This window comes from Streptomyces gottesmaniae, from assembly GCF_031845845.1.
Lineage (GTDB): Bacteria > Actinomycetota > Actinomycetes > Streptomycetales > Streptomycetaceae > Streptomyces > Streptomyces akebiae.
In genome coordinates this window covers 126178-150673 of sequence record NZ_JAVRFJ010000002.1, presented here as the reverse complement: position 1 = coordinate 150673, position 24496 = coordinate 126178, and the positions used below count along the sequence as shown (strand labels likewise).

Annotated in this window: 22 protein-coding genes; 10 read left to right on the top strand and 12 right to left on the bottom strand. The window is 70.8% G+C overall.

The features are described 5' to 3' along the window. Window positions 1-66 precede the first annotated feature (66 nt). The 5 genes from RM704_RS03145 to RM704_RS03125 all read right to left on the bottom strand — a co-directional run bounded on the left by RM704_RS03145 (window position 67) and on the right by RM704_RS03125 (window position 4050). Window positions 67-474, bottom strand: coding sequence for an ATP-binding protein (locus RM704_RS03145; protein WP_033525548.1), 408 nt, complete (start codon window positions 472-474; stop codon window positions 67-69). A 349-nt stretch (window positions 475-823) separates the two neighbouring features. Beyond that, window positions 824-1231, bottom strand: coding sequence for a (deoxy)nucleoside triphosphate pyrophosphohydrolase (locus RM704_RS03140; protein WP_033525549.1), 408 nt, complete (start codon window positions 1229-1231; stop codon window positions 824-826). Between the two features lie 45 nt (window positions 1232-1276). Then, on the bottom strand, window positions 1277-1477 hold the full coding sequence (locus tag RM704_RS03135) for an SPOR domain-containing protein (protein ID WP_033525550.1): 201 nt from the start codon (window positions 1475-1477) through the stop codon (window positions 1277-1279). Window positions 1478-1921: 444 nt separating this feature from the next. Further along, window positions 1922-2674, bottom strand: a complete 753-nt coding sequence (locus RM704_RS03130) for a GntR family transcriptional regulator (protein ID WP_033525551.1) — start codon at window positions 2672-2674, stop codon at window positions 1922-1924. Between the two features lie 149 nt (window positions 2675-2823). Then, on the bottom strand, window positions 2824-4050 hold the full coding sequence (locus RM704_RS03125) for a DUF4190 domain-containing protein (RefSeq protein WP_078936959.1): 1227 nt from the start codon (window positions 4048-4050) through the stop codon (window positions 2824-2826). Window positions 4051-4545: 495 nt separating this feature from the next. Here RM704_RS03125 and RM704_RS03120 point away from each other — a divergent pair, with 495 nt between their 5' ends. Then, window positions 4546-5652, top strand: coding sequence for a threonine synthase (locus tag RM704_RS03120; protein WP_033525553.1), 1107 nt, complete (start codon window positions 4546-4548; stop codon window positions 5650-5652). Between the two features lie 43 nt (window positions 5653-5695). Here the strand turns inward: RM704_RS03120 and RM704_RS03115 are convergent, their stop codons facing one another. After that, on the bottom strand, window positions 5696-5869 hold the full coding sequence (locus RM704_RS03115; protein ID WP_192829579.1) for a hypothetical protein: 174 nt from the start codon (window positions 5867-5869) through the stop codon (window positions 5696-5698). Between the two features lie 268 nt (window positions 5870-6137). Between RM704_RS03115 and fxsA the strand changes: the two genes are divergently transcribed. The 5 genes from fxsA (at window position 6138) to RM704_RS03090 (ending at window position 14841) form a co-directional block, all read left to right on the top strand. Beyond that, on the top strand, window positions 6138-6308 hold the full coding sequence (fxsA, locus tag RM704_RS03110; RefSeq protein WP_063774451.1) for an FxSxx-COOH cyclophane-containing RiPP peptide: 171 nt from the start codon (window positions 6138-6140) through the stop codon (window positions 6306-6308). Window positions 6309-6468: 160 nt separating this feature from the next. After that, entirely contained in the window at window positions 6469-7770 is a 1302-nt protein-coding gene (locus RM704_RS03105; RefSeq protein ID WP_033525554.1) for a TIR-like protein FxsC, read from the top strand. Next, complete coding sequence (gene fxsT / locus RM704_RS03100) at window positions 7760-11731, top strand: FxSxx-COOH system tetratricopeptide repeat protein (RefSeq protein ID WP_311589191.1); 3972 nt, start codon at window positions 7760-7762, stop codon at window positions 11729-11731. The genes RM704_RS03105 and fxsT overlap by 11 nt, the downstream gene beginning before the upstream one ends. Window positions 11732-11821: 90 nt before the next feature. Further along, entirely contained in the window at window positions 11822-13084 is a 1263-nt protein-coding gene (locus tag RM704_RS03095) for an FxsB family cyclophane-forming radical SAM/SPASM peptide maturase (RefSeq protein ID WP_033529356.1), read from the top strand. Beyond that, window positions 13081-14841 carry an AAC(3) family N-acetyltransferase gene (locus RM704_RS03090; protein ID WP_078937264.1) on the top strand — a complete coding sequence of 587 codons (1761 nt, stop codon included), beginning with the start codon at window positions 13081-13083 and terminating at the stop codon, window positions 14839-14841. Before RM704_RS03095 ends, RM704_RS03090 begins: the two co-directional genes overlap by 4 nt. Window positions 14842-14933: 92 nt before the next feature. Here RM704_RS03090 and ychF read toward each other — a convergent pair whose 3' ends face one another. Beyond that, window positions 14934-16022 (bottom strand): redox-regulated ATPase YchF, encoded by a 1089-nt coding sequence (ychF, locus tag RM704_RS03085; protein WP_033529355.1) that lies wholly within the window; start codon window positions 16020-16022, stop codon window positions 14934-14936. A gap of 403 nt (window positions 16023-16425) precedes the next feature. On the opposite strand from ychF, the gene RM704_RS03080 reads away from it, so the two are divergent. Then, a complete protein-coding gene (locus tag RM704_RS03080; RefSeq protein ID WP_438828884.1) occupies window positions 16426-17046 on the top strand; it encodes a DUF6542 domain-containing protein in 621 nt (206 codons plus the stop codon). Window positions 17047-17371: 325 nt separating this feature from the next. Here the strand turns inward: RM704_RS03080 and ppgK are convergent, their stop codons facing one another. After that, window positions 17372-18118, bottom strand: coding sequence for a polyphosphate--glucose phosphotransferase (gene ppgK, locus RM704_RS03075; RefSeq protein ID WP_033529352.1), 747 nt, complete (start codon window positions 18116-18118; stop codon window positions 17372-17374). 140 nt (window positions 18119-18258) lie between these two features. Next, window positions 18259-19269 (bottom strand): 4-hydroxy-3-methylbut-2-enyl diphosphate reductase, encoded by a 1011-nt coding sequence (locus RM704_RS03070; protein ID WP_107072362.1) that lies wholly within the window; start codon window positions 19267-19269, stop codon window positions 18259-18261. Window positions 19270-19478: 209 nt separating this feature from the next. Here RM704_RS03070 and xseA point away from each other — a divergent pair, with 209 nt between their 5' ends. Continuing rightward, window positions 19479-20729: an exodeoxyribonuclease VII large subunit gene (gene xseA, locus RM704_RS03065; protein ID WP_033529357.1), complete on the top strand. Its 1251-nt coding sequence runs from the start codon at window positions 19479-19481 to the stop codon at window positions 20727-20729. A 10-nt stretch (window positions 20730-20739) separates the two neighbouring features. Beyond that, window positions 20740-21030, top strand: coding sequence for an exodeoxyribonuclease VII small subunit (locus tag RM704_RS03060; protein WP_033529351.1), 291 nt, complete (start codon window positions 20740-20742; stop codon window positions 21028-21030). Window positions 21031-21298: 268 nt separating this feature from the next. Here RM704_RS03060 and RM704_RS03055 read toward each other — a convergent pair whose 3' ends face one another. Continuing rightward, entirely contained in the window at window positions 21299-21817 is a 519-nt protein-coding gene (locus RM704_RS03055; protein WP_311589182.1) for a DUF4245 domain-containing protein, read from the bottom strand. Window positions 21818-21942: 125 nt separating this feature from the next. On the opposite strand from RM704_RS03055, the gene glpX reads away from it, so the two are divergent. After that, window positions 21943-22977: a class II fructose-bisphosphatase gene (gene glpX / locus RM704_RS03050; RefSeq protein ID WP_033531799.1), complete on the top strand. Its 1035-nt coding sequence runs from the start codon at window positions 21943-21945 to the stop codon at window positions 22975-22977. A gap of 98 nt (window positions 22978-23075) precedes the next feature. Here the strand turns inward: glpX and RM704_RS03045 are convergent, their stop codons facing one another. After that, window positions 23076-23453: a WhiB family transcriptional regulator gene (locus RM704_RS03045; protein ID WP_078937471.1), complete on the bottom strand. Its 378-nt coding sequence runs from the start codon at window positions 23451-23453 to the stop codon at window positions 23076-23078. 173 nt (window positions 23454-23626) lie between these two features. Next, entirely contained in the window at window positions 23627-24349 is a 723-nt protein-coding gene (locus tag RM704_RS03040; protein WP_033531797.1) for a DUF1707 SHOCT-like domain-containing protein, read from the bottom strand. Between the last annotated feature and the right edge of the window lie 147 nt (window positions 24350-24496).

Sequence of the window (24496 nt, the reverse complement as noted above, 5' to 3'; positions counted from 1 at the left end):
CCCTGCCGTACGCCGTGAACCCCCGCCGTGCATCCGGACCTTCGGTTCGTACGTGGGCGGAGACGCTCAGCCGGGAACCGCCAGCTCGAACCAGACGGTCTTGCCCGTCTCCCCGGGGCGGGTACCCCAGGCCCGGGAGGACCAGGCCACCAACTGAAGCCCCCGGCCGCTCTCGTCGTCGGCATCGGCCGCGCGTTCGCGCGGTGGGTCGGGCAACGGGTCGGAGACCTCGACCAGGAGGGTCCCCGAGGGGTCGGCGGGACGCACGAGCCGCACGCCGATGGGTCCCGTAGCGTGCCGCAGCGCGTTGGTCACCAACTCGCTCACCAACAGGGCGGTGATGTCGGCGAGCACCTCCAGCCGCCACTCTCGCAGCTGGCCTCGCACCACCGCACGAGCGTCCCGCACCGCCCCTGGTTGCGCGGGGAAGGTCCACTCGGCGCAGTCGTCTCCGCTGTCGATCACGCCGATCACTTCCCAGTCCAGAAGCAGGCCCTGTCCGGTTTCATGGGGTTAATGGGCACATACCCGATATCAAGCCCGAAGTACCGCGCACGAGGGCGCACTGTGGCACAAACGGCGTAGGGGCGACAACCCTCAACCTTCGGGCCAGCTCGAAGGGGGCGCGCGGAACTGCGCGAACGGGTCCGGCGCGGAGCGCCGAATCTTCGACGGGCCGAGGAGGGGACGAGGGGTCAGCGCCCCTGGGGCGGGACGGGGCCGCCGGGCAGCGCCCTCCGGGAGGGGACGGGGATCGAGGGGCGGCGGTCCCGGACGGGACGGACTGGGGCGGCGGGGGCGAGGGACCGCACCCGGCGCGGCGTCACACGCCCCCGTCGCCCCAAGCCAGCCGCGCCGCCTCCATCACCGCCGGCACATCCTGATCCAGCCAGTCGACATCCCACACCTCGTCCACGGTCAGCCAACGCAGCTCGTCATGGTCCTCCAGCGCCCGAGGCTCACCGGACAGCAGATGCGCGATCCACACCCGCAGCACATAGCCCGGCCGCACCACCCACTCGCCGGGCACCCGCTCCGCGGACTTCGCCTCGACACCCAACTCCTCCCGCAGCTCACGCACGAGCGCCTGCTCGGGAGACTCGTCGGGCTCCACCTTGCCGCCCGGCAGCTCCCACCGTCCGGCCAGCTCAGGCGGTGCGCTGCGGCGCGCGGCGAGCAGTCGGCCGCCGCTCAACAGAGCGGCTCCCACCACCACGATCGGTTCGGTCATGCGCGGGAGCCTACGGGAGCGGACACGAGCGCCGGGCGGGGTGCGTCACTTGCTCCCACTCATCCCGTTCTGGCCGTTCTGCCCGATTCGTTCGACCCAGTAGAGCTGCTTGTGGCCGCGGGCGTCGAGACTGTCCGCGATCTTCTGCGCTTCGGCGCGCGTCGCGTACCTGCCCACCCGGTAGCGATTGCCGTTGTCGTCCTGCCTTATGACGAGCCAGGGAAGAGTGATCGTGCCGTCGTTCATCGACCCCCACCGCTCCTTCCCGTCCCGGCCCCTCCAGGTCCCGCCCCCGGATGCCGCCGCGCCCCGCCACCTAAGGAAACCGCAATCCGCATATGCCCGAGCGTACGCCCAACCTTTACGCAGCGAATCTGACTTCTCACAAAGAGGTACGCAACCAGCCAAGACGAGGGGGGCGCACCCCGTCGAACGCGCCGTCGATCACCACCCGCGCGCCCCCCTTCGCACCGACGAGCAGCGATCCCGTGCCGTTCGCGCGAAACGGGCACCTACCGGGCGCCACGACGACCCGTCGCGGAGAACGACCGAATTCGAACTACGTTCGGACGGATCCCTGAAGGCTGAGACGACCTCAACTTCCCCCTGGCACAGGTTACTTGGCCCATGCCCGTGTCACCGTCCGGCACACGCGCTCAGCCGGGTTCCCGAACGGGCCGCGCCTCGGCCTCACTTCACCGGCAAGTGGTACGCCACCTGGTAGCGGTCCGCCGGCACCACCACGTCCGCCGTCTCCACCGGGCGCCCGGAGGCGAAGTAGGTGCGGTGGACGACCAGGACGACATGCCCGGGGACACCGCCGAGGGCGAGCAACTCCTCGGCCAGCCCGGGGCGGGCACCCACCTCCTCGGTGACGTTGTCGACGACGACGTCGATGGCCGCCATGCGCTCGACGACTCCCATACCCCCGAGGGGACCCTCCTCGGGAAGCATCACGGGCGTGCGACCGGTGAGCGCGAGGGGCTCCCAGGAAGTGGACAGCATCATCGCCTCCCCCGCGTCCCGGAAGGTGTACCTGGTACACATCACGCGGTCACCGGGCTGGATCTCCAGCCGCTCGGCGACCGTCCGACCCGCCTCGACCTGCTCGCTGCGCGATTCCCAGGTGCCGCGCGCCGCGGCGTCGGCCTGTTCCTGCCGGAAGGGCGTGGCGCCCCCGGCGGGCCGGAATCCGGAGCGTGCGACCCTGCGCGGCACCGGCCGCTCTCGCACATACGTACCCGACCCCGAGCGGCCTTCCACCAGCCCCTCGGCCATGAGCACCTTGCGGGCCTCCAGCGCGACCGTGTCCGAGACGCCGTACTCCTCGCGGATACGGGCCTGGGAAGGGAGGCGGGTGTGCGGCGGCAGCGATCCGTTCACGATCTTCCTGCGGAGATCACCCGCGACACGCAAGTACGCCGGCTGCTCACCGAAAGTCACTGGCCGCTCCCATCTGGATGTACAGACAGCAACAGCGTGGCAACCCTGGGTTCAGCCAGGCAAGCAAAGGCCAGAGAATCACTCGATGTGATGACATGTACCCGGGAAGGGCTTTACGCAGGCACTTTCTCCCCACTATGGGGGGCGTCTCACACCTCCGCTTTGGGCCCGTCCTCGCCGTCGCCCCCGCCGGTGTCCTCGTCGTCGTACGTCGGCGGTGCGGTGGCCAGCCCCAGAGCCTCGCGCGCGGTGATGGCCATGGTGCCGTCCGTCAGTCGGTGCGCCTCGTCCCAGTGGTCGTTGAAGTCCTCGGCGTCGCGCGCCCCGCGCGCCGCCTCCCACTCCTCGCGCGCCTCGTCCAGGGCGTCGGCGTAGTCGATCACGGCCTGCTCGACGGCCGGGTCCCAGTCGTGTGCGCGCAGGGCGGTCGCCTGCTGGTCGAGGGCGTCGACCACCTGTGACGCCCACGCCTTGTGCCCCGCCAGATCGTCCTCCACGTAGTCCGTGTCGGGCATCTCGTCGAAGGCGTCGTTCAGGACCGCGTCGGCCTCCAGGAAGGCGAACTGGTCCCTGTCGAGGGTCGTCGCGTCCTGCCGCAGCGAGCCCGTCAGGCCGGCCTCGGGATCCACGTTGCCGAACATGCAGGTGATCTCGCGGTCGCCGTAGCGCCAGCTCTCCCGGGTGGGCGTGAAGTAGTAGACGTCGACGTCGGCCGGGAGCGCCCAGACGTCCATCGCGTACGCCTCCGAGAGCTCGAAGCACCGGTCGTCGGCCACGTCCGTGATCGCGTCGTCGCCGGGGAAGTCACCGTCCGCGCGGTCGCCGTCCGGCATCGGGAAGCCGGCGAACACCTCGGCGTCGTGCTCACCGTCGCACGGCACGATGTCGACGTCGTACGCGTATCCCTCGAGGGAGCCGCTGACCGAGTCGAAGCACTCGCCCTTCGCCACCGAGAAAGTGCCACCCACGCCGCTCGCCGCGTCGCGGAAGCCGTCCCACGCGTCGCGTGCGCCGCCCGTGGTCAAGGCGAGGGTGATCAGCAGCGCGCCGACCGTCGACAGGACGATTCCGGCCACCGCCATGCCCTTGCCGCGCTCCCCCTTCTTCCTGATCTGCGCCAGCGCGACGATGCCCAGCACCAGCCCGATCCCCGGCAGGAAGCAGAGCACTCCGAGCACCAGCGAGGCGATCGCGAGCCCGTTGACGGGCGGGGTGGGCACCCACGCCGGATACGTCTGTCCCCAGGACCGACCCCAGGGCTCGGCGGCCGCCCCGGACGGATACGGCTGCCCGCCCCCCGTCTGCGGCTGCCCCGCCGGCGGGAACGGGCCACCTCCGTGAGGTGGCTGGGGCCCGAAGGGCGGGGGTGTGGCCACGGATACGGATACTCCTTGCGCAGAGCAGAGGGGAACTGACGTACGACTGGGCGCATGGTAAGCGGGTGACCGGCGCGAGCGATACGCCGGGCGGCCCAGAACACCCACGGGAAGGCACGGGCGTCCCTGTCGGCACGCAGCTCCTCAGGGGGCACGCATCTCCCCAGCCTGCATGGGCCTCACCGGACGGCATGAGCTTCCCCGAGCGGCACAGGCTCCCCGGCCTGCTCGGCTTCCCCGGACGGCACGGGCCTCCCCGGGCGACACCGGCTCCCCGGCCTGCATGGACTTCCCGGCCGACACGGGCCACCCCGAGCGACACCGGCTCCCCGGCCTGCATGGACTTCCCACGCCGACACAGGCCACACCGAGCGGCATGAGCCTCACCGGCCGACACGAGCTCCCCGACCTGCTCAGCTTCCCCGGCCGACACGAGCCTCGGAACGCGCACCGGCCGACCCTGCCGACCCATCCCACCCGAACTAACCTTCGTTCATGACCCCTCTGCCGGATCGCTTCTGCCCGACGGACGGCACGCGCGTCCCCGCCGCCTCCCTCGCCTGGTGCTGCCCGGCCTGCCGGGGCCCCCTGGACCTGGACTTCGCGCCCACACCGGCATCGCTCAAGTCGCTCTCCGGCCGGGTGAACTCGCTCTGGCGCTACGCGGAATGCCTCCCCCTGGCGTCGCCCACGGTCTCGCTGGGCGAGGGCCGGACCCCGCTCGTCGACCTGCGGGAGGGCATCCGGGCCAAGCTGGACTTCCTGATGCCGACGCTGTCCTTCAAGGACCGGGGCGCGGTGCTCCTCGCCGAACTGGCCCTGCGGCTCGGGCCCCGGCAGGTGATCGCCGACAGCAGCGGCAACGCGGGCACGGCGGTCGCCGCGTACTGCGCACGGGCCGCGCTGCCCTGCACGGTGTATGTCCCGGCCGGCACGTCGGACAAGAAGCTGGAGCAGATCGGGGCGCACGGCGCGCAGCTCCACCTCGTCGACGGCGACCGCGAGGCCACGGCGCGGGTAGCCCGCGCGGCGGCGGACGAGGACGGCGTCTTCTACGCCTCGCACGTCTACAACCCGTACTTCCTGCACGGCACCAAGACGTACGTCCACGAACTGTGGGAGGACCTGGGCGGCCGCCTCCCCGAGGTGATCGTCGTACCGGTCGGCAACGGCACGCTGCTGCTGGGCGCGGCCCTCGCCGTCGCCGAACTGCACGCGGCGGGCCTCATCGACCGCCGCCCCGCCCTCTACGCCGTCCAGTCCGCCGCCGTGGCACCGCTCGCCCACGCCTGGACCGAGGGGGCCGACGACCTCGTCGGGACCACTCCCACGGCACCCACCTTCGCCGAGGGCATCGCCATCCCCCGCCCGCCCCGGGCCCGCCAGATCCTTCGCGCAGTCCGCGACTCCGGCGGCGCCTTCCTCACCGTGACGGAGGACCAGATCCGCCATGCCCAGCGCGACCTGGCCTCCCGCGGCCTGTACGTCGAGTCCACGGGCGTGGCCTGCTGGGCGGCGGTGCGTGACGGAGCGCTGGGGTCGCGCACGGCGGTGGTGCCGCTGTGCGGCGCGGGCGTGAAGACGGGGTTGGCGGGGGCCTGAGACCGAACGGCCGCAGGACCCGAGCGGCCCGCGGGCCTCTGGGTCAGTACGCCGCGTACAGCATCAGCGCCAGGCACCCCGCGCCGACCGCCGTCAGCAGCATGCTGCTGCGCTTGTGTCCGACCCACAACAGGAGCGCTCCGGCGGCGACCGCCAGCACCCGGAACTCACCGTTGAACACGACGAGCACACCAAGAATCGCCCATGCCACCCACATGCGGTCCCCCTCCCCCGGCCTGATGTGCCGACCTGCTCGGAAGCTGCCCAGCGCGAGAGATCGACACCCCGAACCAGCACGTTTCCGACAGGGGAACTCACCGAACGCCGGTGGCAGAGGGGGGAATTTCCCTCTTGCGAGCCTTCCGGCTGCGTAACAGAGCCGCTCTGCGACTAGGCTCTGTCCCGTCGCCCGGTGCCCCGGCGTGGCACCGGACCACAAGAAGCACACGCCCAGTCGGCGCGTGCGAGGTAGAAAGGCACGTCAGGTGCTGAGAGAGACGAGCGGCCCCGAGTACGTCTCGGACCTGGTGGACATCACCGACCTGCCCATGGAAGCGCTCGAGGACCTGCCGGACACGGTTCTCGCGTCGGTGCTCCACGATGTGCGGTTCCCGTCGGGCGAGAGCTTCGCCGCGTTCGCGTCGGCACTTCTCTGACCCGTCCGCAGCCTTCCTCACCGCCTTTCGGCCAACTACGATCCGTCCTTCCTCGGTGAGTTGAGCCCCGGTCCAGCGGGGTATCACGTTGCCACGCACGTATCCCGGCTCATAGGCGCGGTGAAACGCCTGCGGCCGGATACGCCGGCCGGGGGGTGCTTTGGAGCGAGAGCCGTACTTTTTCCTCAGTTATGCGCGCCGGGACGACCGGGGTAGCGCCTTCGTGCGTCGTTTCTACGACGACCTGTTGGCAGAGCTGAGCCGCCTGGGCGCGGACTGCGGCGGACAACAGCCGTTCCTCGACATCGAGCGGATCGGCCTGGGCATGGACTGGGAGACGGCGCTCGGCAACGAGATCGGGCACTGCCGGGCGCTGGTGGCCCTCTGCTCACCCGCCTACGTCAACAGTCCCTACTGCGGCAAGGAATGGGCCGCCTTCGAATCCCGGCTGCTGAGGTACCGCGAGCAGACCGACATCGAGGTACCGGCGCTCATACCGGTCCTGTGGGTCCCCCTGCACCATGCGATGCCGCCGGAGATCAGCAAGTACCAGTACTTCGAACCGGCGATGGGTCAGGAGTACCTGGAGCAGGGGCTGATGGGGCTGTTGCGGTCCGCTCCGGGGGGCCGCGCCTACCGCGCCGTCCTGGAACTCGTCGCGAAGCGGGTGCACCACGTCGCCGATCTCTTCCGGCTGCCCCGTGCGCAGGGCCTCGACCTGGGGACCGTGCGCAGCCCCTTCGAGGGGCGGGAACCCGCGGGCCCGGGAAGACGCACCACGGGTCACGTCCGGGTGTTCATCGCCGCGGGCGTCACCGACCCCCTGCCCACGGGTCGGCAGCGGCCCGAGTACTACGGGCCCTCACCGCTCGACTGGACGCCGTACCACCCGCCGATCCACCCCACCGTGGCTTACCGGGCGCAGCGCGTGATCATCGACGAGGGGTGCACGAGCAGCCTGGAGGTCGTCGACCGGGGCCTCGGCGAGAAGCTCGACGAGGCCATGCACAACAACCAGACCTCCGTGCTGCTGGTCGACGCGTGGGCCGCCCGGGAAGGCCGGTACCGCGCTCCGCTGTCCGACTACGACCGGCAGAACCACCCTGTCACCGGCGTCCTCGTGCCGTGTCACGAGACGGACGAGGAATCCGTCGACGAGAAACTGTGGACCGACCTTCAGCAGGTCTTCAGACGCAACTGGATGCGGCGCAACGACCCCTACGATCCGCTGTTCCAGGTCCAGGTCGAAAGACAACGGTTCGAGAGCAGGCTGGCCCGCATGGTGGTGGTCGCCCAGAACCGCCTCATGGAGCAGGCCGTGCCGCGCCGGCTGCCCGCCGGGCCGTCGGCACCGCCCATGCCGGGACTCAACGTCCCGTACACGCCGCCCTCCAGCACCGACGATCCGACCGAGCCGCCGGGTCGTACGCCCCTGCGGAAGGATCAGGACGATGAGCTCTGAGACCGAGGCTCAGGACACCGGCCGGATAGTCACCTTCTATTCCTACAAGGGTGGCACGGGCCGCACGATGGCCCTGGTCAACGTCGGCTGGATCATGGCCAGCAACGGCAAGCGGGTGCTGCTGGTCGACTGGGACCTCGAGGCCCCCGGACTGCACCGGTATCTGCGCCCCTTCCTCCTCGACCCGAAGCTGCGGGACACCGACGGCCTGATCAACATGGTGAACTCCTTCGTCGGACAGGTGATACGCCCCGGGGAACCGCTGGAACCCGGCGCCGGGACCACCGTGATGAGTGACGACGAACTGCGTTCCCACGCCCGGCTCGGCCCTCGCACCACCGGCCTGGACCTGCGCTTCCCCGGGGGCGGCCGGCTCGACTTCCTGCCCGCCGGGCGGATGTCTCCCTCGTACTCCGCGGACGTCACCAGCTTCAACTGGCGCGCGTTCTACGAACGTCTGGGCGGCGGCTCCTTCCTCCAGGTGCTGCGGGAGGAGATGAAGGCTGCGTACGACTACGTCCTCATCGACAGCCGCACCGGCGTCAGCGACATCTCGGGGATCTGCACCACCGTCATGCCGGACGTCCTCGTCGACGGGTTCGTACTGAACCACCAGAGCATCGAAGGCGGCCTGGACGTCGCGCAGTCGGTGGCCTCGGAGGTGCGCCACCCCGTTCGCATCCTGCCCGTCCCCATGCGTGTCGAGGACGGCGAACAGGAACTGCTCGAATGGGGCCGCGACCTGGCCCGAGCCGAGTTCGGACCGTTCCTCTCCTGGCTGGGCGAATCGGAGCAGGACCAGTACTGGGGAGAGGTCGAGGTCCCCTACAAGAAGTACTACGCCTACGCCGAGATCCCGGCCACGGTCCGGGACCGGCCCTCCCAGCCGGGAAACCTGCTCGCGGCGTTCGAGCGGCTCACCTCGTGGATCACCGACGGCCGAGTGCGATCCCTCGCCCCCCATCCGGAGGACGAGCGGCAGCGGATGCGTGCCGCCTACCTCGACCCCAGGACGTCGTGGCCGCGCATCCACGTCAGCTACGCCTCGGCCGACCGAATGTGGGCGGAATGGATCGCGGCCAGGCTGGAGGTCATCGGATACCAGGTCTCGCTGCACAGCACCGCCGAACCGGACGCCGGGACGCTGCCCGAGGTCGCCCCCGTCCTGAAGGGGCGCGGACGGCTGCTCGCCCTGCTCTCCCCCGAGTACATGGCGCAGCGGCGTGCCCAGGACGTCTGGAAGCAGTTGCGAGGTCTTGAGAGCGCCGACAGAGCACTGCTGGCGGTACGCGTCCAGGAGTTCGAGACCACTGCTCGGGCCCCCTTCCGGGGACGGTTCGCCGCCGACCTCACCCACCGCACCCCCGAGGAGGCGGAGGCCCAACTGCTGTCGGTCGTCGGCCCGGTCCGCCGCGCCCGCGTCCCGGGCAGCGTCGCGCCGGCTCCCGACGCACCCGCCCCGCCGTTTCCCGGTACCTCCCCCTCGGTACAGCGAGTTCCATCCAGGAACGTGTCCTTCACCGGCCGGGGCTTCTTGCTGGAGCGGCTGCGCAACGGCTTCACCTCCGGCAGCACGACACAGGTCCTCTACGGGCTCGGTGGAGTGGGAAAGACACAGATCGCCCAAGAGTACGCACACCGGTTCAAAGCGGCCTATGACGTGGTCTGGTGGGTCCCCGCCGCGCAACCTGGTCTGATTCGCCCGGCCCTCGCCGATCTCGCCCCCCGTCTCGGCCTGGAGGTCGGCGAGGACGTGGGGAGCACAGCGGAGTCGGTGCTGCGGGCGTTACGACGGGGAGAGCCTTTCGACCGCTGGCTTCTGGTCTACGACAACGCCGGACGCCCCGAACAACTCGCGGCGTTCCTCCCGACGGGGCCGCCCGGTGGGCATGTCCTTCTCACATCCCGCGACCGGACCTGGGTGAACGACGCGGGACTGGTCGAGGTCGAGGTGTTCCAGCGTCAGGAGAGCACCGACCTGTTGCACCGCCTCAACACCGGACTCACGGCCTCCGACGCCGAGGAGGTGGCCAGGGAACTGGGCGACCTGCCGCTGGCCGTCGCCCAGGCCGCGGTCTGGCTCAGCGAGAGCAGTATGCCGGTGGCCACCTATCTGGCGCTGCTCAAGGACCGCCTCACCGAGGTGCTGCAGACGACCCAGTTACCGGAGCGGGACTACCCCCACTCGGCCGCGGCGACCTGGAACCTGGCGGTGGACGAACTGCGTCGGGTCAATCAGGCCGCGGCCGAGATGCTGGAGATCTGTTCCTTCTTCGGGCCCGACCCCATTCCGTTGCGGCTCCTCTACAGCAAAGCCGTCACCAAGGCGTTGACCCTGCCGTCGGGTGAGCCACGCGACGAGATGGCCGTCGCCCAACTGGTGCGTACGATCAATCGTTTCGGTCTGGCCAAGAGCGATCAGAGCAGCGCGACGCTCACGGTGCACCGGCTGGTGCAGGCGGTCATCCGCGACCAGGTCGACGACGCACGCACACCGCAGGCACGCGGTGTGGTGCACGCCGCGCTGGTGGACGCCGACCCGGGTGACCCCGACGTCCCCGCCGACTGGGACCGTTACGCGGAACTGCTGCCCCATCTGCGGCCCAGCCTGGCCGCCGAGAGCCCGGATCCCGAAGTGCGCAAGTGGGTCACCGATTCCGTGCGTTACCTGTGGAAACGCGGCCTGCGGGCAGACGGCCAGGAGCTCGCGGAACGCACACTGGCACGCTGGAAGACGTGCGGCATCGGGCACCCCGACGACCCACAGACCCTGATGCTCCGCATCCAGCTCGGCAACGTGCTGCGCTCCAGGGGGCGGCTGGAGAAGGCGTACGAGATCGACCGGGACACCTTCGAGCGGTTCCACCGCACCAAGGGCCCGGACTACGCGCACACGCTCGCGGCCGCCGGGAACGTCGCCGCCGACCTGCGCGCGCTGGGCCGCTACGTGGAGGCCCGGGAACTCGACCGCAAGACCCTCGACGGAGCCCTGCGGACGCTGGGGGACGACCACCCGCGCACCCTCATGTACACCAGCAACCTCGGTATGTCGGAGTACCTCGCGGGTGATCGCCGGGCGGCCCTCGATCTCCACGAACTCGCCTACCGGCAGCAGAGCGAGGCGCGCGGCCGGGACAACTTCTACTCCCTGCTGTTCGCCAGCAACTACGCCCGGGACCTGCGCGAGACGGGGAGTCTGAGGGAGGCCCTGGAACTGCTGCGCAACACCGTCCAGTTGTACGAACAGACACTCGGCGACGGCCACATGGAGACGCTGCGGACGCGCCGCAACCTCGCCGTGGCCCTGCGCCGGGCCGGTGACTACGAACAGGCGAGGAAGATCGACGAGGACATCCACTCCCGTTACGTCGAGGCGCACGGCACGGAACACACCGACACGCTCGCCGCGGCCTGCGGTCTCGCCTGCGACCTGGCGGCGCTCGGGGAGCCGCAGCGGGCACGGCAGCTGGCCGAGCGGGCGATGGACCGCTACAGCACCTACCTCGGGGCGGAGCACCCGGTCACGCTCGCCTGTGCCACCAACCTCTCGGTCTACCGGCGGTTGACGGCCAGTACGGACTCCGCACGGGAGCTGTCCCACATGGCTCTGCACCAGATGTCACGGATCGTCGGGGAGAGTCACCCGTACAGCCTCAGCTGCATGATCAATCACGCGAACGACCTCGCTCTGGCCGGCGACCTGGAAGAAGCGGTCGAGTGGGACCGGCGTGCGCGGCGGTACTTCCTCGACATCCTGGGCCCCGACCACTACGACGCCATCAGCATCACCTCCAACCTGGGCCTGAGCCTGCGGGCGATCGGCCGTACGGAGGAGGCCGGGCAGTTGGCGGAGGAGGCGGCGCGCAGGGCCCGGGACAAGCTGGGCGAGGCGCACCCCACGACCCGGACGATACTGTCCGGAAAACGACTCGACTCCGACATCGAACCACCGACCACCTGATCAGCGGACGTCATCCGCCCCAAGCGCCACACGGAGCCCACGGGGTACCTATGATGGCCTCTTTCCTCCGCCGCCGTACCAGAGCGATCGATGCCGATGTCCGCCACCAACGCCCCGCCCGCCGCGCCGGACAGCGGGACGGAGTCCGTGCCCTTCCGGCAGTTCCTGCTGAAGATTCACAGCCGGTGCAATCTGGCCTGTACGTACTGCTACATGTACGAGGCGGCCGACCAGAGTTGGCGGCAACGCCCCAGGAGCATGGCCCCGGCGACGGTCCGGCGGGCGGCGCGGCTGATGGCCGAACACGCCGCAGAGCACGAACTGTCCGAGGTGCACGTGGTGTTGCACGGCGGTGAGCCGCTGCTGGTCGGACCGGACCACCTGGAAACACTCCTCGGGACGGTCACCGACGCCCTGGACGGGATCGCCGCACCTCGCTTCACCCTGCAGACCAACGGCATCCGGCTCGCCGAGGACCCGCGACTGCTCCCCGTTCTCGACCGTCACGGCGTCCGGATCGGGGTGAGCCTGGACGGCACCCCGGCCGGGCACGACCGGCACCGGAGGCGAGCCGACGGGCGGGGCAGTCACGCCGCCACCGCCCGCGCGCTCGAACTGCTCACGGACCCGGCCCACCGGCACCTGTTCGCCGGCCTGTTGTGCGTGATCGACCCCACCACCGACCCGCTGGAGACGTACGACGCGCTCCTGAAGTTCGCTCCGCCCCGGCTGGACCTCTTACTCCCGCACGGGACCTGGCAGGCTCCGCCGCCCGGGCTCGCCGCACGGACCTCCCCGCCCTCGGCTCCACCCGCACCGGGTGGGACCACACGTGCCACCCCGTACGCCGACTGGCTGCTTCCGGTCTTCGACCGCTGGTACGGCGCCCCGAGCCGGGAGACCGGCATCCGCCTGTTCGAGGAGATCATGGTGCTGCTGCTCGGCGGCACCGCCCGCAGCGAGGTGGTCGGTCTCACACCCATCGACCTCGTCGTCGTGGAGACCGACGGGGCGATCGAGCAGGCCGACTCCCTCAAGGTGAGCTATCCCGGGGCGCCCGAGACCGGACTGCACGTGTTCCGCGACACCTTCGCCGACGCCGCCGCGCATCCCGCCTTCCGCGCCCGGCAGCGCGGGTTGAAGGGGCTCGGCCCGGTCTGCCACTCCTGCTCCCGCTCCCGCGTGTGCGGCGGCGGTCTGTATGCCCACAGATACTCGCCCGGAGCCACCCCGGTCTTCTCGGCTCCCTCCGTGTACTGCGACGACCTGGCGGTACTGGTCGACCACATCGGCACGCGGCTGCGCCGGGACGTCGCCGCGCTGACCGCGCCCCGGCGGAAGGCGTCCCGATGACAGCGGCGACGGAGCGGGGGGCCGGCGTCGCACCACGCCCCGGCCAGGATCTCGTCCCGCACACCGTGCCCGCCCTCGTCTTCAGGGCCCTGGCCCGCGCCCGCGGCGGTGCGACCGCCGTGGACCTGCTGCGGAACGGGCAACTGAGCAAACGCATGCTGATGGTGCGGGCCCTGCGCCGGGCGGCGGACGGGCATCCGGAGGAGGGCACCGCGGAAGCGGCGTACCGCGCCCTGGTCGAACTGAACCGGCGGGACCGCGCGGCATGGCACGAGGTCATGCTGCACCCCTACCTGGACGAGGGACTGACCCGGGCCCTCACCGCGCTGGACCGCGGACTGCCCACCGATCTGCGGTGGTTGGAACACCTGACGGCGGATCCGGGTCGGCGGGCATGGCACCGCGTCGACGCCCTCTGTGACGGCACGGCACTCGAACTGCGGCTCGCCGACCACGGCCCCTTCCGTGAGGCGCACGGTCACGAGCTCGCCGAACCGCTCACCGCAGGGCAGACACAGGAGTGGACCCAGGCGCTGCGTGCCGCCTGGACCGTGCTCGTGACGCGGCACCCCTGGCACGCGCAGACCATCGCCGCCGGCCTGACCACCGTGGTCCCGCTGCGTCCCAAGCACGATGGCACCGAGGTGAGTTCCGCGGCCCGGCGGGCCTTCGGAGCCGTCGCCGTCTCCCTGCCCGACGACCCGGTGCTGCTCGCCCTGACCCTCGTGCACGAGTTTCTGCACGTCCAACTCGGGGCGCTGCTCGACCTGTTGCCCCTGCACGGCCCTCCGACGGACGCCCGCTACCACGCCCCGTGGCGGCCCGATCCGCGACCGGCCGGAGCGCTGCTCCAGGGGACGTACGCGCATCTGGGCGTGACGGACTTCTGGCGCGCCGAAGTCGCCTCCGGGACGGGAGGCGAGCGGGCCCGACGCGAGTACGACACCTGGCGCGAGCACACCGACACCGCCGTCGGCACGCTCCTCGAAAGCGGCGAACTCCTGCCCGCGGGCGAGCGGTTCGTGACGGAGCTGCGGGAGGCCGTGCGTCGCCGGTCCGTGCCGGCGGGGACGCTGCGAGGCAGAGCGGACCTCGTCCATGACCTTCGCGAATTGGGGCTCCGGGCCGGAGACACCGTCCTCGTGCACTCCGCCCTGAGTACGGTCGGGCCCGTCTCCAACGGCGCCGAGACCATGGTGAGCGCGCTGTCCGAAGTCCTCGGGCCCGACGGGACGCTCGTGATGTACACCCCGACACCCGACGACGCCCGCGCCGCGACGCCCGCGCCCGCGCCGTACACCGCAGCGGGCCTCGGCGTCGGTGTCCTGGCCGAGACGGTACGGACCCGGCCGGCCGCCCTGCGCAGCGCTCATCCGCGGAGTGCCTTCACCGCGCTGGGCGCCCAGGCGGACCACATCACCTCCGACCACTCCCCCGACTGCTCCCTGGGCGAGGAGTCACCGCTGGGCAGACTGGAGAAGCTCGACGCCCGGGTGCTGTTGCTGGGGACCGGTTTCGAGGCGTGCACCGCGTTCCACCTGGCGGAGTACCGCGTCCCGAGCCGTCTCGCGGGCCTGCCCGAAGGCGCCGACCCACACCTGGACACCTCCCCGTTCGCAGCGCTGGGGGCCGCCTTCGAGGCGACCGGGGCGGTGCGCTCCGGCCGGGTCGGCCATGCCCACTGCCGCCTGTTCGACTTCGCTGACGCCGTCGCGTTCGCCGTGGGGCGGCTGGCGGACAGGGCCCCCGGGGAGTGACCGTCCGGGAAGAAGCAGGGCCCGACCCCGAGGAGTCAGGCCCCTGCCGACCCGCACTGCGCAAGGTCAGCGGCATGGTGGTGCGTCAGCCGCTACACGTTGAAGCGGAACTCGACGACGTCCCCGTCCTGCATCACGTAGTCCTTGCCCTCCATACGGGCCTTGCCCTTGGCGCGGGCCTCGGCCACCGAGCCGGTTTCGACCAGGTCGGTGAAGGAGATCACTTCGGCCTTGATGAAGCCCTTCTGGAAGTCGGTGTGGATCACACCGGCCGCCTCGGGGGCCGTCGCGCCCTTCTTGATGGTCCAGGCGCGGGATTCCTTGGGGCCGGCCGTGAGGTAGGTCTGCAGGCCCAGCGTGTCGAAGCCGACACGGGCGAGGGTGGCGAGGCCCGGCTCCACCGCGCCGACCGACTCCAGGAGCTCCATCGCGTCCGCCTCGTCCAGCTCGGCGAGGTCCTGCTCCAGCTTGGCGTTGAGGAAGATCGCCTCGGCGGGCGCCACCAGGGCGCGCTGCTCGTTCTTGAAGTCCTCGTCGGTCAGCTCGTCCTCGTCGACGTTGAAGACGTACAGGAACGGCTTGGTGGTGAGCAGGTGCAGGTCGTGGAGGAGCTCCTCGTTGCCGGATCCCTGCACGATGCCCTGGGAGAAGAGGGTGTCGCCCTTCTCCAGGATCTCCTTGGCGGCCTCGACGGCGGCGACCTTCGGGGCGATGTCCTTCTTGATGCGCGACTCCTTCTGGAGCCGGGGCAGGACCTTCTCGATGGTCTGGAGGTCGGCGAGGATCAGCTCGGTGTTGATCGTCTCGATGTCGTCCTTGGGCGAGACCTTGCCGTCGACGTGGACGACGTTCTCGTCCTGGAAGGCACGGATGACCTGGCAGATCGCGTCCGACTCGCGGATGTTCGCGAGGAACTTGTTGCCGAGGCCCTCTCCCTCGCTGGCGCCGCGCACGATGCCCGCGATGTCGACGAAGTCGACGGTCGCCGGGAGGACGCGCTGCGAGCCGAAGATCTCGGCCAGCTTGGCCAGGCGCTCGTCCGGGACGCCCACGACGCCGACGTTCGGCTCGATCGTGGCGAACGGGTAGTTGGCCGCCAACACGTCGTTCTTGGTCAGGGCGTTGAACAGGGTCGACTTGCCGACATTGGGCAGACCGACGATTCCGATCGTGAGCGACACGTTTGCGACTTCCCGTACGTAGGAGGGCCAGGCGGCCGGGGCTGGAGCGGCTGGGCCTGGGGCCGGCCCGGAGCCTGTCCGGCGGATCGTGCCCCAGCGGCCGGAAGGCCGGCCGATCCCCCAGTTTACGGCGTACCGGCACCCGCACCGGCGAGGTATCGAACGCTTGGCCAAGGTCCGCTCGACGGCGTGTCTGTGAACCCATTCGGCACATTAACCGACCTAAGTTGGACGAGTGGAGCAGCAGCAAAGGGCGTACCCCCCGCATCCCCCTCGGACCGGGCCGCAGCGCGGCGCCTCGCCCCTGCCGCCGCAGGCGGGCAGAGGGGGCCGGGTTCCCGGCGCGGGTGGGCCGCGTCGTGCTCCGGTCGCGCGCGGGCCCGTACCGCCTCCGGTCCGCGCCGTGCGGAGCATCGCGCGGGCCGTGCGCCGGATGCCGAATCCACGCCTCACCGGACTGGGCTGCGGGTTGTTCTGCGGAGTCTCGATGGTGGTGCTGGCCGGCCTCGACCGGCTGCTCCTCGGCGCGTCCGCGACCGTGTACGGCGTGCTGTTCCTCCTGGTCAGCGCGTTGAGCGCGGGGTGGGTGCGGCGCGGGGACCTGGCGAGCGCGCCCGTCGTCGTACCGATCGCCTTCGCGGTGGGGCTGCCGCTGCTCGCCGAGGGCGAGGGCGGCCTCGGAGGGCATCTGATGGCCCTGGTCACCGCCCTCGCCCTGGAGGCCGGCTGGCTCTACGGCGGCACCCTCGTCGCCGGCGTCATCGTGACCGTGCGCAAGCTGCGGCTGATGGCCCGCCGGGTCGCCGAACGGGAGAGGGACCGGGTGGGCGAGGGGGAGCGGGGCGGCTCGGCCCGGGAGGGGCGAGTTCGGGTCGGTGGGCAGGGTGGGCGGAGCCGGGACGGGGGGCCGGGGCGGGGAGCAGCGCCTGGCACGCGCGGACCGGGATCGTACGACCACCGGCCCGTCGGGCCCAGGTCACCACGGCCTCCGGCCCAGCCACGCCGTACCGTGCCGCGGGGGTAAGGGGCGCTCGTGTGCCGGGTCGCGAGAGGCCGTCGTACGGGTGCGGCTGCGTGGGGCTTCTCGCGCAGTTTCCCCGCGCCCCTAAAAGACCAGGCCCCTGCGGGCCTGGAAAGCGACGGGACTGCCAGCCTGGGAGACCAGGCCCCTGCGGGCCTGGGAGACCAATGTCCTGCGGGTCTCGAAAGCGGCGGGGCTGCGGGTGAAAAGCACGGGGCGCAGCCCCTGCTTTTCAGGGGCGCGGGAACTGCGCGAGAAGCCCCACCGGAGCCGCACCCGGCAACGCATCCGAACCCGAACCCGCACACGCACACGCACACGCATCCGCCTAGCCGGCCTTCGCCGCTCTCATCGCCGCGCCCACGATGCCCGCGTTGTTCTGCAGCTGGGCCGGGACGATCTCCGCCCTGATGCCCTCGATGAGGTGGAGGAACTTCGCGGACTTGCGGCTGACGCCGCCACCGACGATGAAGAGCTCGGGCGAGAAGAGCATCTCGACGTGGGCGAGGTACTTGGTGACGCGCTTGGCCCAGTGCTCCCAGGTCAGCTCGTGGTCGTCCTTGGCCTTGGTGGAGGCGCGGGTCTCGGCGTCGTGGCCGTGCAGTTCCAGGTGGCCCAGCTCCGTGTTGGGGACGAGGACGCCGTCGGAGAAGACGGCACTGCCGATACCCGTGCCGAAGGTGAGCAGGATGACCGTGCCCTGCCGGTCGCGCCCGGCGCCGAACTGGACCTCGGCCACACCCGCCGCGTCCGCGTCGTTCACCACGGTCACCGGCAGGCCGCCGATCCGCTCGCTCAGCAGGGCGCGCGCGTCGACGTCGATCCAGCTCTTGTCGACGTTGGCCGCCGTACGGATCGTGGCACCGCCCGTGACCACACCGGGGAAGGTGATGCCGACCGGGCCGGTCCAGCCGAAGTGGTCGACGACCTCCTTGACCCCGTCGGCCACCGCGTCGGGCGTCGCCGGGTGCGGGGTCAGCACCTTGTACCGCTCGTCCGCCAGGTCCCCCAGGTCCAGGTCCACGGGAGCGCCCTTGATACCCGAACCACCGATGTCCACGCCGAAGATGTGCATGGCCCTACGTTACGTCGTACGACTGTTAGTCACGTTCCCGAGGTGGCAGACCGCCGACGGGCGCGGGAATCCTCACGTCCCCGAACGGGTACGGCCCCGGAACCTTCACGTCCCGGGGCCGTACGCGGGCGTTCGCGGGGTCAGGCGCCCTGGCCGGTGCGCTCGGCGACCAGGGAGGCCGCCTCCTCGCGCAGGTCGCGGCGGAGCTCCTTGGGCAGGGAGAAGGTGATCGACTCCTCGGCGGCCTTCACCAGTTCGACGTCCTCGTAGCCGTGCTGCGACAGCCACTCCAGGACCTCTTCGACGAGGACCTCCGGCACGGAGGCGCCCGAGGTGACGCCGACGGTCTCCACGCCCTCCAGCCAGGCCTCGTCGATCTCGCTCGCGAAGTCCACCAGGTAGGCCTCGCGGGCGCCGGCGAGCTTGGCGACCTCGACGAGCCGGACCGAGTTGGAGGAGTTGCGGGAGCCGACCACGATGACCAGTTCCGCCTGGGCGCCCATCTGCTTCACGGCGAGCTGACGGTTCTGCGTGGCGTAGCAGATGTCGTCGCTCGGCGGCGAGACGAGCAGCGGGAACTTCTCCTTGAGCGCGCCGACCGTCTCCATCGTCTCGTCGACGGAGAGCGTGGTCTGGGAGAGCCAGACGATCTTGGACGGGTCGCGGACCTCGACCTTGGCGACGTCCTCGGGACCGTCGACCAGCTGGATGTGGTCCGGGGCCTCACCCGAGGTGCCGATGACCTCTTCGTGGCCCTCGTGCCCGATCAGGAGGATGTCGAAGTCGTCCTGCGCGTACCGGATCGCTTCCTTGTGGACCTTGGTGACCAGCGGGCAGGTCGCGTCGATGGTGGCGAGCTTGCCGCGGGCGGCCTCTTCGTGGACGGTCGGGGCGACGCCGTGCGCCGAGAACATGACGATGTTGCCCTCGGGGACCTCCTCCGTCTGCTCGACGAAGATGGCGCCCTTCTTCTCCAGTGTCTGCACGACGTACTTGTTGTGGACGATCTCGTGGCGGACGTAGATCGGGGCCCCGTACTGCTCCAGGGCCTTCTCGACGGCGATCACCGCGCGGTCGACGCCCGCGCAGTAGCCACGCGGGGCGGCGAGGAGGACACGGCGGCGGCCAGGCGAAGCGGTCATGTCCTCCATCGTAGGGGGTTCCCCGGCGGGGGCTTGGCCGACGGGCGGCGCGCGAGGGGGTGGGGGGTGCCTGTGCGTCGGCGGGTGCGGGTGCGTGGGGCTTCTCGCGCAGTTCCCCGGGCCCCTGCACAGCAGGGGCTGCGCCCCGGGCTTTTCGGTCCTGCGCGAGCAACCACGAACCACCGGCTTTGTCCGTACCCCCCGCTACGCTCGGCCGCATGGCTCTGAACACGTCCGCCGAATCCCCCCTCCCCGTCGGCGAGGTCTCCCGCCTCATCGGTGGCTGGATCGACCGGCTCGGCGCGGTGTGGGTGGAGGGGCAGATCACGCAGTTGTCGCGGCGGCCGGGTGCGGGCGTCGTGTTCCTCACGCTGCGGGACCCGTCGCACGACATCTCCGTGGGCGTGACCTGCTACCGGCAGGTGTTCGACGCGGTGGCCGACGTGGTGAGCGAGGGCGCCCGGGTCGTCGTCCTGGCGAAGCCGGAGTGGTACGCGCCGCGCGGGCAGCTGTCGCTGCGGGCCACCGAGATAAAGCCGGTCGGGGTCGGTGAACTGCTGGCCCGACTGGAACAGTTGAAGAAGTCGCTGGCGAGCGAGGGGCTGTTCGCGACCGAGCGCAAGAAGCCACTGCCCTTCCTGCCGCAGCTCATCGGGCTCGTCTGCGGCCGCGCCTCGGCAGCCGAGCGGGACGTGCTGGAGAACGCGCGGCACCGCTGGCCGGCCGTCCGCTTCGAGGTGCGCAACGTCGCCGTGCAGGGTGTGCACGCGGTGCCGCAGGTCGTGCAGGCGGTGAAGGAGCTGGACGCCCTGGAGGGCGTGGACGTCATCGTGGTGGCGCGCGGCGGCGGCAGTGTCGAGGACCTCCTGCCGTTCTCCGACGAGCAGCTCGTACGGGCGGTCGCGGCCTGTCGTACGCCGGTGGTGTCGGCGATCGGGCACGAGCCGGACACGCCGTTGCTGGACTACGTGGCGGACCTGCGCGCGTCCACGCCGACCGACGCGGCCAAGAAGGTCGTACCGGACGTGGGCGAGGAGTACGAGCGCGTGCGGTGGCTGCGGGACCGGGCGCGACGGTGCGTGCAGGCGTTCGTGGAGCGGGAGGAGCGGGGGCTGGCCCATGCGTTGGCGCGCCCTTCGATAGAGGACCCGCACCGCATGATCGACGAGCGTGCCGACCACGTGGCCTCGTTGCTCGACCGGGGACGCCGCTGCCTCGGGCACCATCTGGACCGCGCTGTCTCGGAGTTGACGCACACGCACGCGCGCGTGGTGGCCCTCTCCCCCGCGGCGACGCTCCAGCGGGGGTACGCGGTGCTGCAGAAGGCGGACGGGCATGTGATCCGCGCCCCCGGCGAGGTCGGGCCGGAGGAGCCGTTGCGGGCGCGGGTGGCTGAGGGCGAGTTCGTCGTACGGGTCGAGGGAGCGGGGACCGGCCACGGGACCGGGACTGTCGGAGGGGACGCATAAGGTGGGCCGCATGACCAGCAACGTGAGTGAGGCGGAGGCGACGACCGAGGCCGCCGGGGTCTCCGAGGCCGATCGCGCCCTCGGGTACGAGCAGGCGCGGGACGAGCTGATCGAGGTCGTCCGGCGCCTGGAGGCGGGCGGTACGACGCTGGAGGAGTCCCTCGCCCTCTGGGAGCGCGGCGAGGAGCTGGCCAGGGTCTGCCGGCGCTGGCTGGACGGGGCGCGGGCGCGGCTGGACGCGGCGCTGGCGGACGAGTCGGCGGAGTCTGCGGCCGACGGGAAGGCCGGGGGCACCGAGTAGCGGGGAGCGTCCCCGACGGGGGTCCGTGTGCCACCCCGATCTGAGCCTCACAGCAGCCATGACGTAGGGCCCCGGCGCACGCGCCGGGGCCCTACGCAGCTCTCGTCCCACCGCAGCGCGGTCACTCCGTCGCGAGCGGAGGTCACTCCGTCGTGAGCGGAGGTCACTCCGTCGTGAGCGGAGGTCACTCCGTCGTGAGCGGAGGTCACTCCGTCGTGAGCGGAGGTCACTCCGTCGTGAGCGGAGGTCACTCCGTCGTGAGCGGGGGTCACTCCGTCGTGAGCGCCTCGGCCATCTTCGTCAGCTGGGTGAAGGACGCGGAGCCGGTGACGACGGTGGTGGAGCCCTGGCCCTGGAGGACGAGGGCGTCGTAGCGGTCGCCCTCGTACCGGGTCCAGGTCTCGTCGCCGATCTCCTGCGTGGTCCCGGTCTTCTTCGCGTCCTGGGTGGCGTCCGCGATGAACCGGGACGGCTTCTCGGCGGATTGCTCGATCCCCACGTACTGCCCGTCGGGGTCGTGGAACCCGAGGTGCCAGCGGTCGGACTCGTCGCCCCGGAAGCGGACGGAGGTCGCCGTCCAGGTGGCGGGCAGGCCTTCGGGCGCCGCCACCGGATAGGAGGCCGCGCGACGCGCCGTCAGCAGTTCGACGCGGTAGTCGACGCGCTTGGGCTTCTGCTCGGTCTCGTCGTGCGGGATGAAGAGATAGATCACCCATGCCGCCAGCATGATGAGCCCCAGGGAGAGGACCATGTCGCGAACGGTCTGCTTGCCTTTCGTACCTGCCACGGCCTCATCGTCGCAGGTGCCCTGGTCTGCTCATCCGTGGGGTCCCCTGCTCATTCTGTCGAACTGACGATAGAGTCGAGCGGAACCCTCATCCGGCCGTCGTCGTATCAGAAAGGTGCGCTCCGATGACCGAGAACCATCATCTGCCGTCCGAGCTCGAAGTCCCCTCCGAGGCCCCCGACCGCAACCTCGCCCTGGAGCTCGTACGGGTGACCGAGGCGGCCGCGATGGCCGCGGGCCGCTGGGTCGGCCGCGGGGACAAGAACGGGGCGGACGGAGCGGCCGTTCGCGCCATGCGGACCCTCGTCTCCACCGTGTCGATGAACGGTGTCGTCGTGATCGGGGAGGGCGAGAAGGACGAAGCCCCGATGCTCTTCAACGGCGAGCGTGTCGGTGACGGCACGGGGCCCGAGTGCGACATCGCCGTGGACCCGATCGACGGTACGACGCTGACCGCCAAGGGCATGACGAACGCGATCGCCGTGCTGGCCGCGGCCGACCGGGGGACGATGTTCGACCCGTCGGCCGTCTTCTACATGGACAAGCTGGTCACCGGGCCCGAGGCGGCCGACTTCGTCGACATCGACGCGCCCGTCTCCGTGAACATCCGCCGGGTCGCCAAGGCCAAGCGGTCCGCCCCTGACGACGTGACCGTGGTCATCCTGGACCGCCCCCGGCACGAGGGGATCATCAAGGAGATCCGGGAGGCCGGTGCGCGGATCAAGCTGATCTCCGACGGCGATGTCGCGGGCTCGATCCTGGCGCTGCGGGAGGGCACGGGCGTCGATCTGCTCCTCGGGGTGGGCGGTACGCCCGAGGGCATCATCTCCGCCTGCGCGGTGAAGTGTCTCGGCGGCACGATCCAGGGCAAGTTGTGGCCGAAGGACGACGCGGAGCGACAGCGGGCGATCGACGCGGGGCACGACCTCGACCGGGTGCTGACGACCGACGACCTGGTGTCCGGGGAGAACGTGTTCTTCGTGGCCACGGGGATCACCGACGGTGAGCTGCTGCGAGGGGTGCGGTACCGGTCGGAGACCGCGACCACCGACTCGATCGTGATGCGGTCGAAGTCGGGGACGGTGCGCCGGATCGATTCGACGCACCGGTTGAGCAAGCTGCGGGCCTACAGCTCCATCGACTTCGAGAAGGCCAAGTAGCTCCGCCGGTCGCGCGGTACCCCGCGCCCTGGCAGTAACCACACCAGGAGGGCGCCCTCTTGTGCGGAGAGGGCGCCCTCCTGGTGCGGGTGCGGGGCCTAACCGGCCGCGGCTATCGTCCCGTTCGTCCTCGCGGCCTTCTTCATTTCGAGGTCCCGGCGGCGCCTGCGGGCCAGCACCACGCGGCGTTCGGCCGCGGTGAGGCCGCCCCAGACGCCGTAGGGCTCGGGTTGCAGGAGTGCGTGTTCCCGGCACTCGACCATGACGGGGCAGCGGGCACAGACACGCTTGGCGGCTTCCTCGCGGGAGAGCCGGGACGCGGTGGGTTCCTTGGAGGGGGCGAAGAACAGCCCGGCCTCGTCACGCCGGCACACGGCCTCCGTGTGCCACGGGGCGTCCTGATCCCTGTCTCGCACTGGCACCCGCTGGGGCGGAACAGCAGCGACCTGCAGGGACGAATGCGGCGGATGCAGCACGGTCTACTCCTGACGACGGCTTCGCGAGCGAGAGACGATGCAGCAAGGCCTACCCGCTGTGCGCGGGCCTATGCACTGAGTCCCGAACCGCTGGAATTCGTTGTCAACACCGTGTGGTCACAACCGGACCGGATCGCTCGGGGGCTGTCCGGGCGTGGTCGAATTCACAACCGTCAACGATCCAGATGTTTGCGCAAATGATCGTCCACCTTGCGGGCGACATGGTCGGTGACCCGGCCGAGGAGGTCGGAGATCACCTTGCCCCGCTTGGGTTTCGCCTCGACGCTCCCGAGGACGGCCAGCCCGTCCACGTAGACCACGGGGGCGTCGGTCTCGCTCGAATCCAGCGCGTCCACCGTGAAGTCGCCGAGGACGGCGCCGCCGCTGCCGCGCAGCGAGACGTTCTCCGGGACGCGGATCTCGACGCTGCCGAAGACCGAGATCGCCTTGATCATCACCTGGCGGTGCTCGAAGAGCGCCTCGCTCAGGTCCAGTTCGACACTGCCGAATATCGCCCAGGCGTGGATACGGCGGCCGGGCCGCCAACGGCCCTTGCGCGTCGAGGCGCTGAAGACGGCGACCAGACGGTCGTCGGGGTCGATCGGGATGGCGCCGGGCGTGGGCCGGTTGGGCACGGAGGAGACGGGCGGCACATACACCTGACCCGCCTTGCGGGCCTGGCCCGCCGGCAGGTCCCGTACGAAGACGTCCAGCTCGCCCACCGTCTTCGCGGCGAGCACGCCCTCGACCCGCTCGGCGTGCTCGTCCGCGGTGAGGCGGCCCTCGGCGAGAGCGTCGCGCAGGAGGTCGGCGATCCGGTCGCGGTCGGCGTCGGAGGCGCGCAGTTGGGCAGCGGACAACGGCGGTTCCTGGGTGGGGCGCTTCTGAAGGTCCACGGCAGCAGCGTACCCACTCGCGATAGATCGCGACCAGGGGTGTGGACAACTCGGGGCCGACGAACTGAGCCTTACCTCACAAGCCCGGCTCCCGAGGCAGGTTCTACGCTGGTGGACGCTGCCGATGGAGGCCAGCCGCGCCGTCTT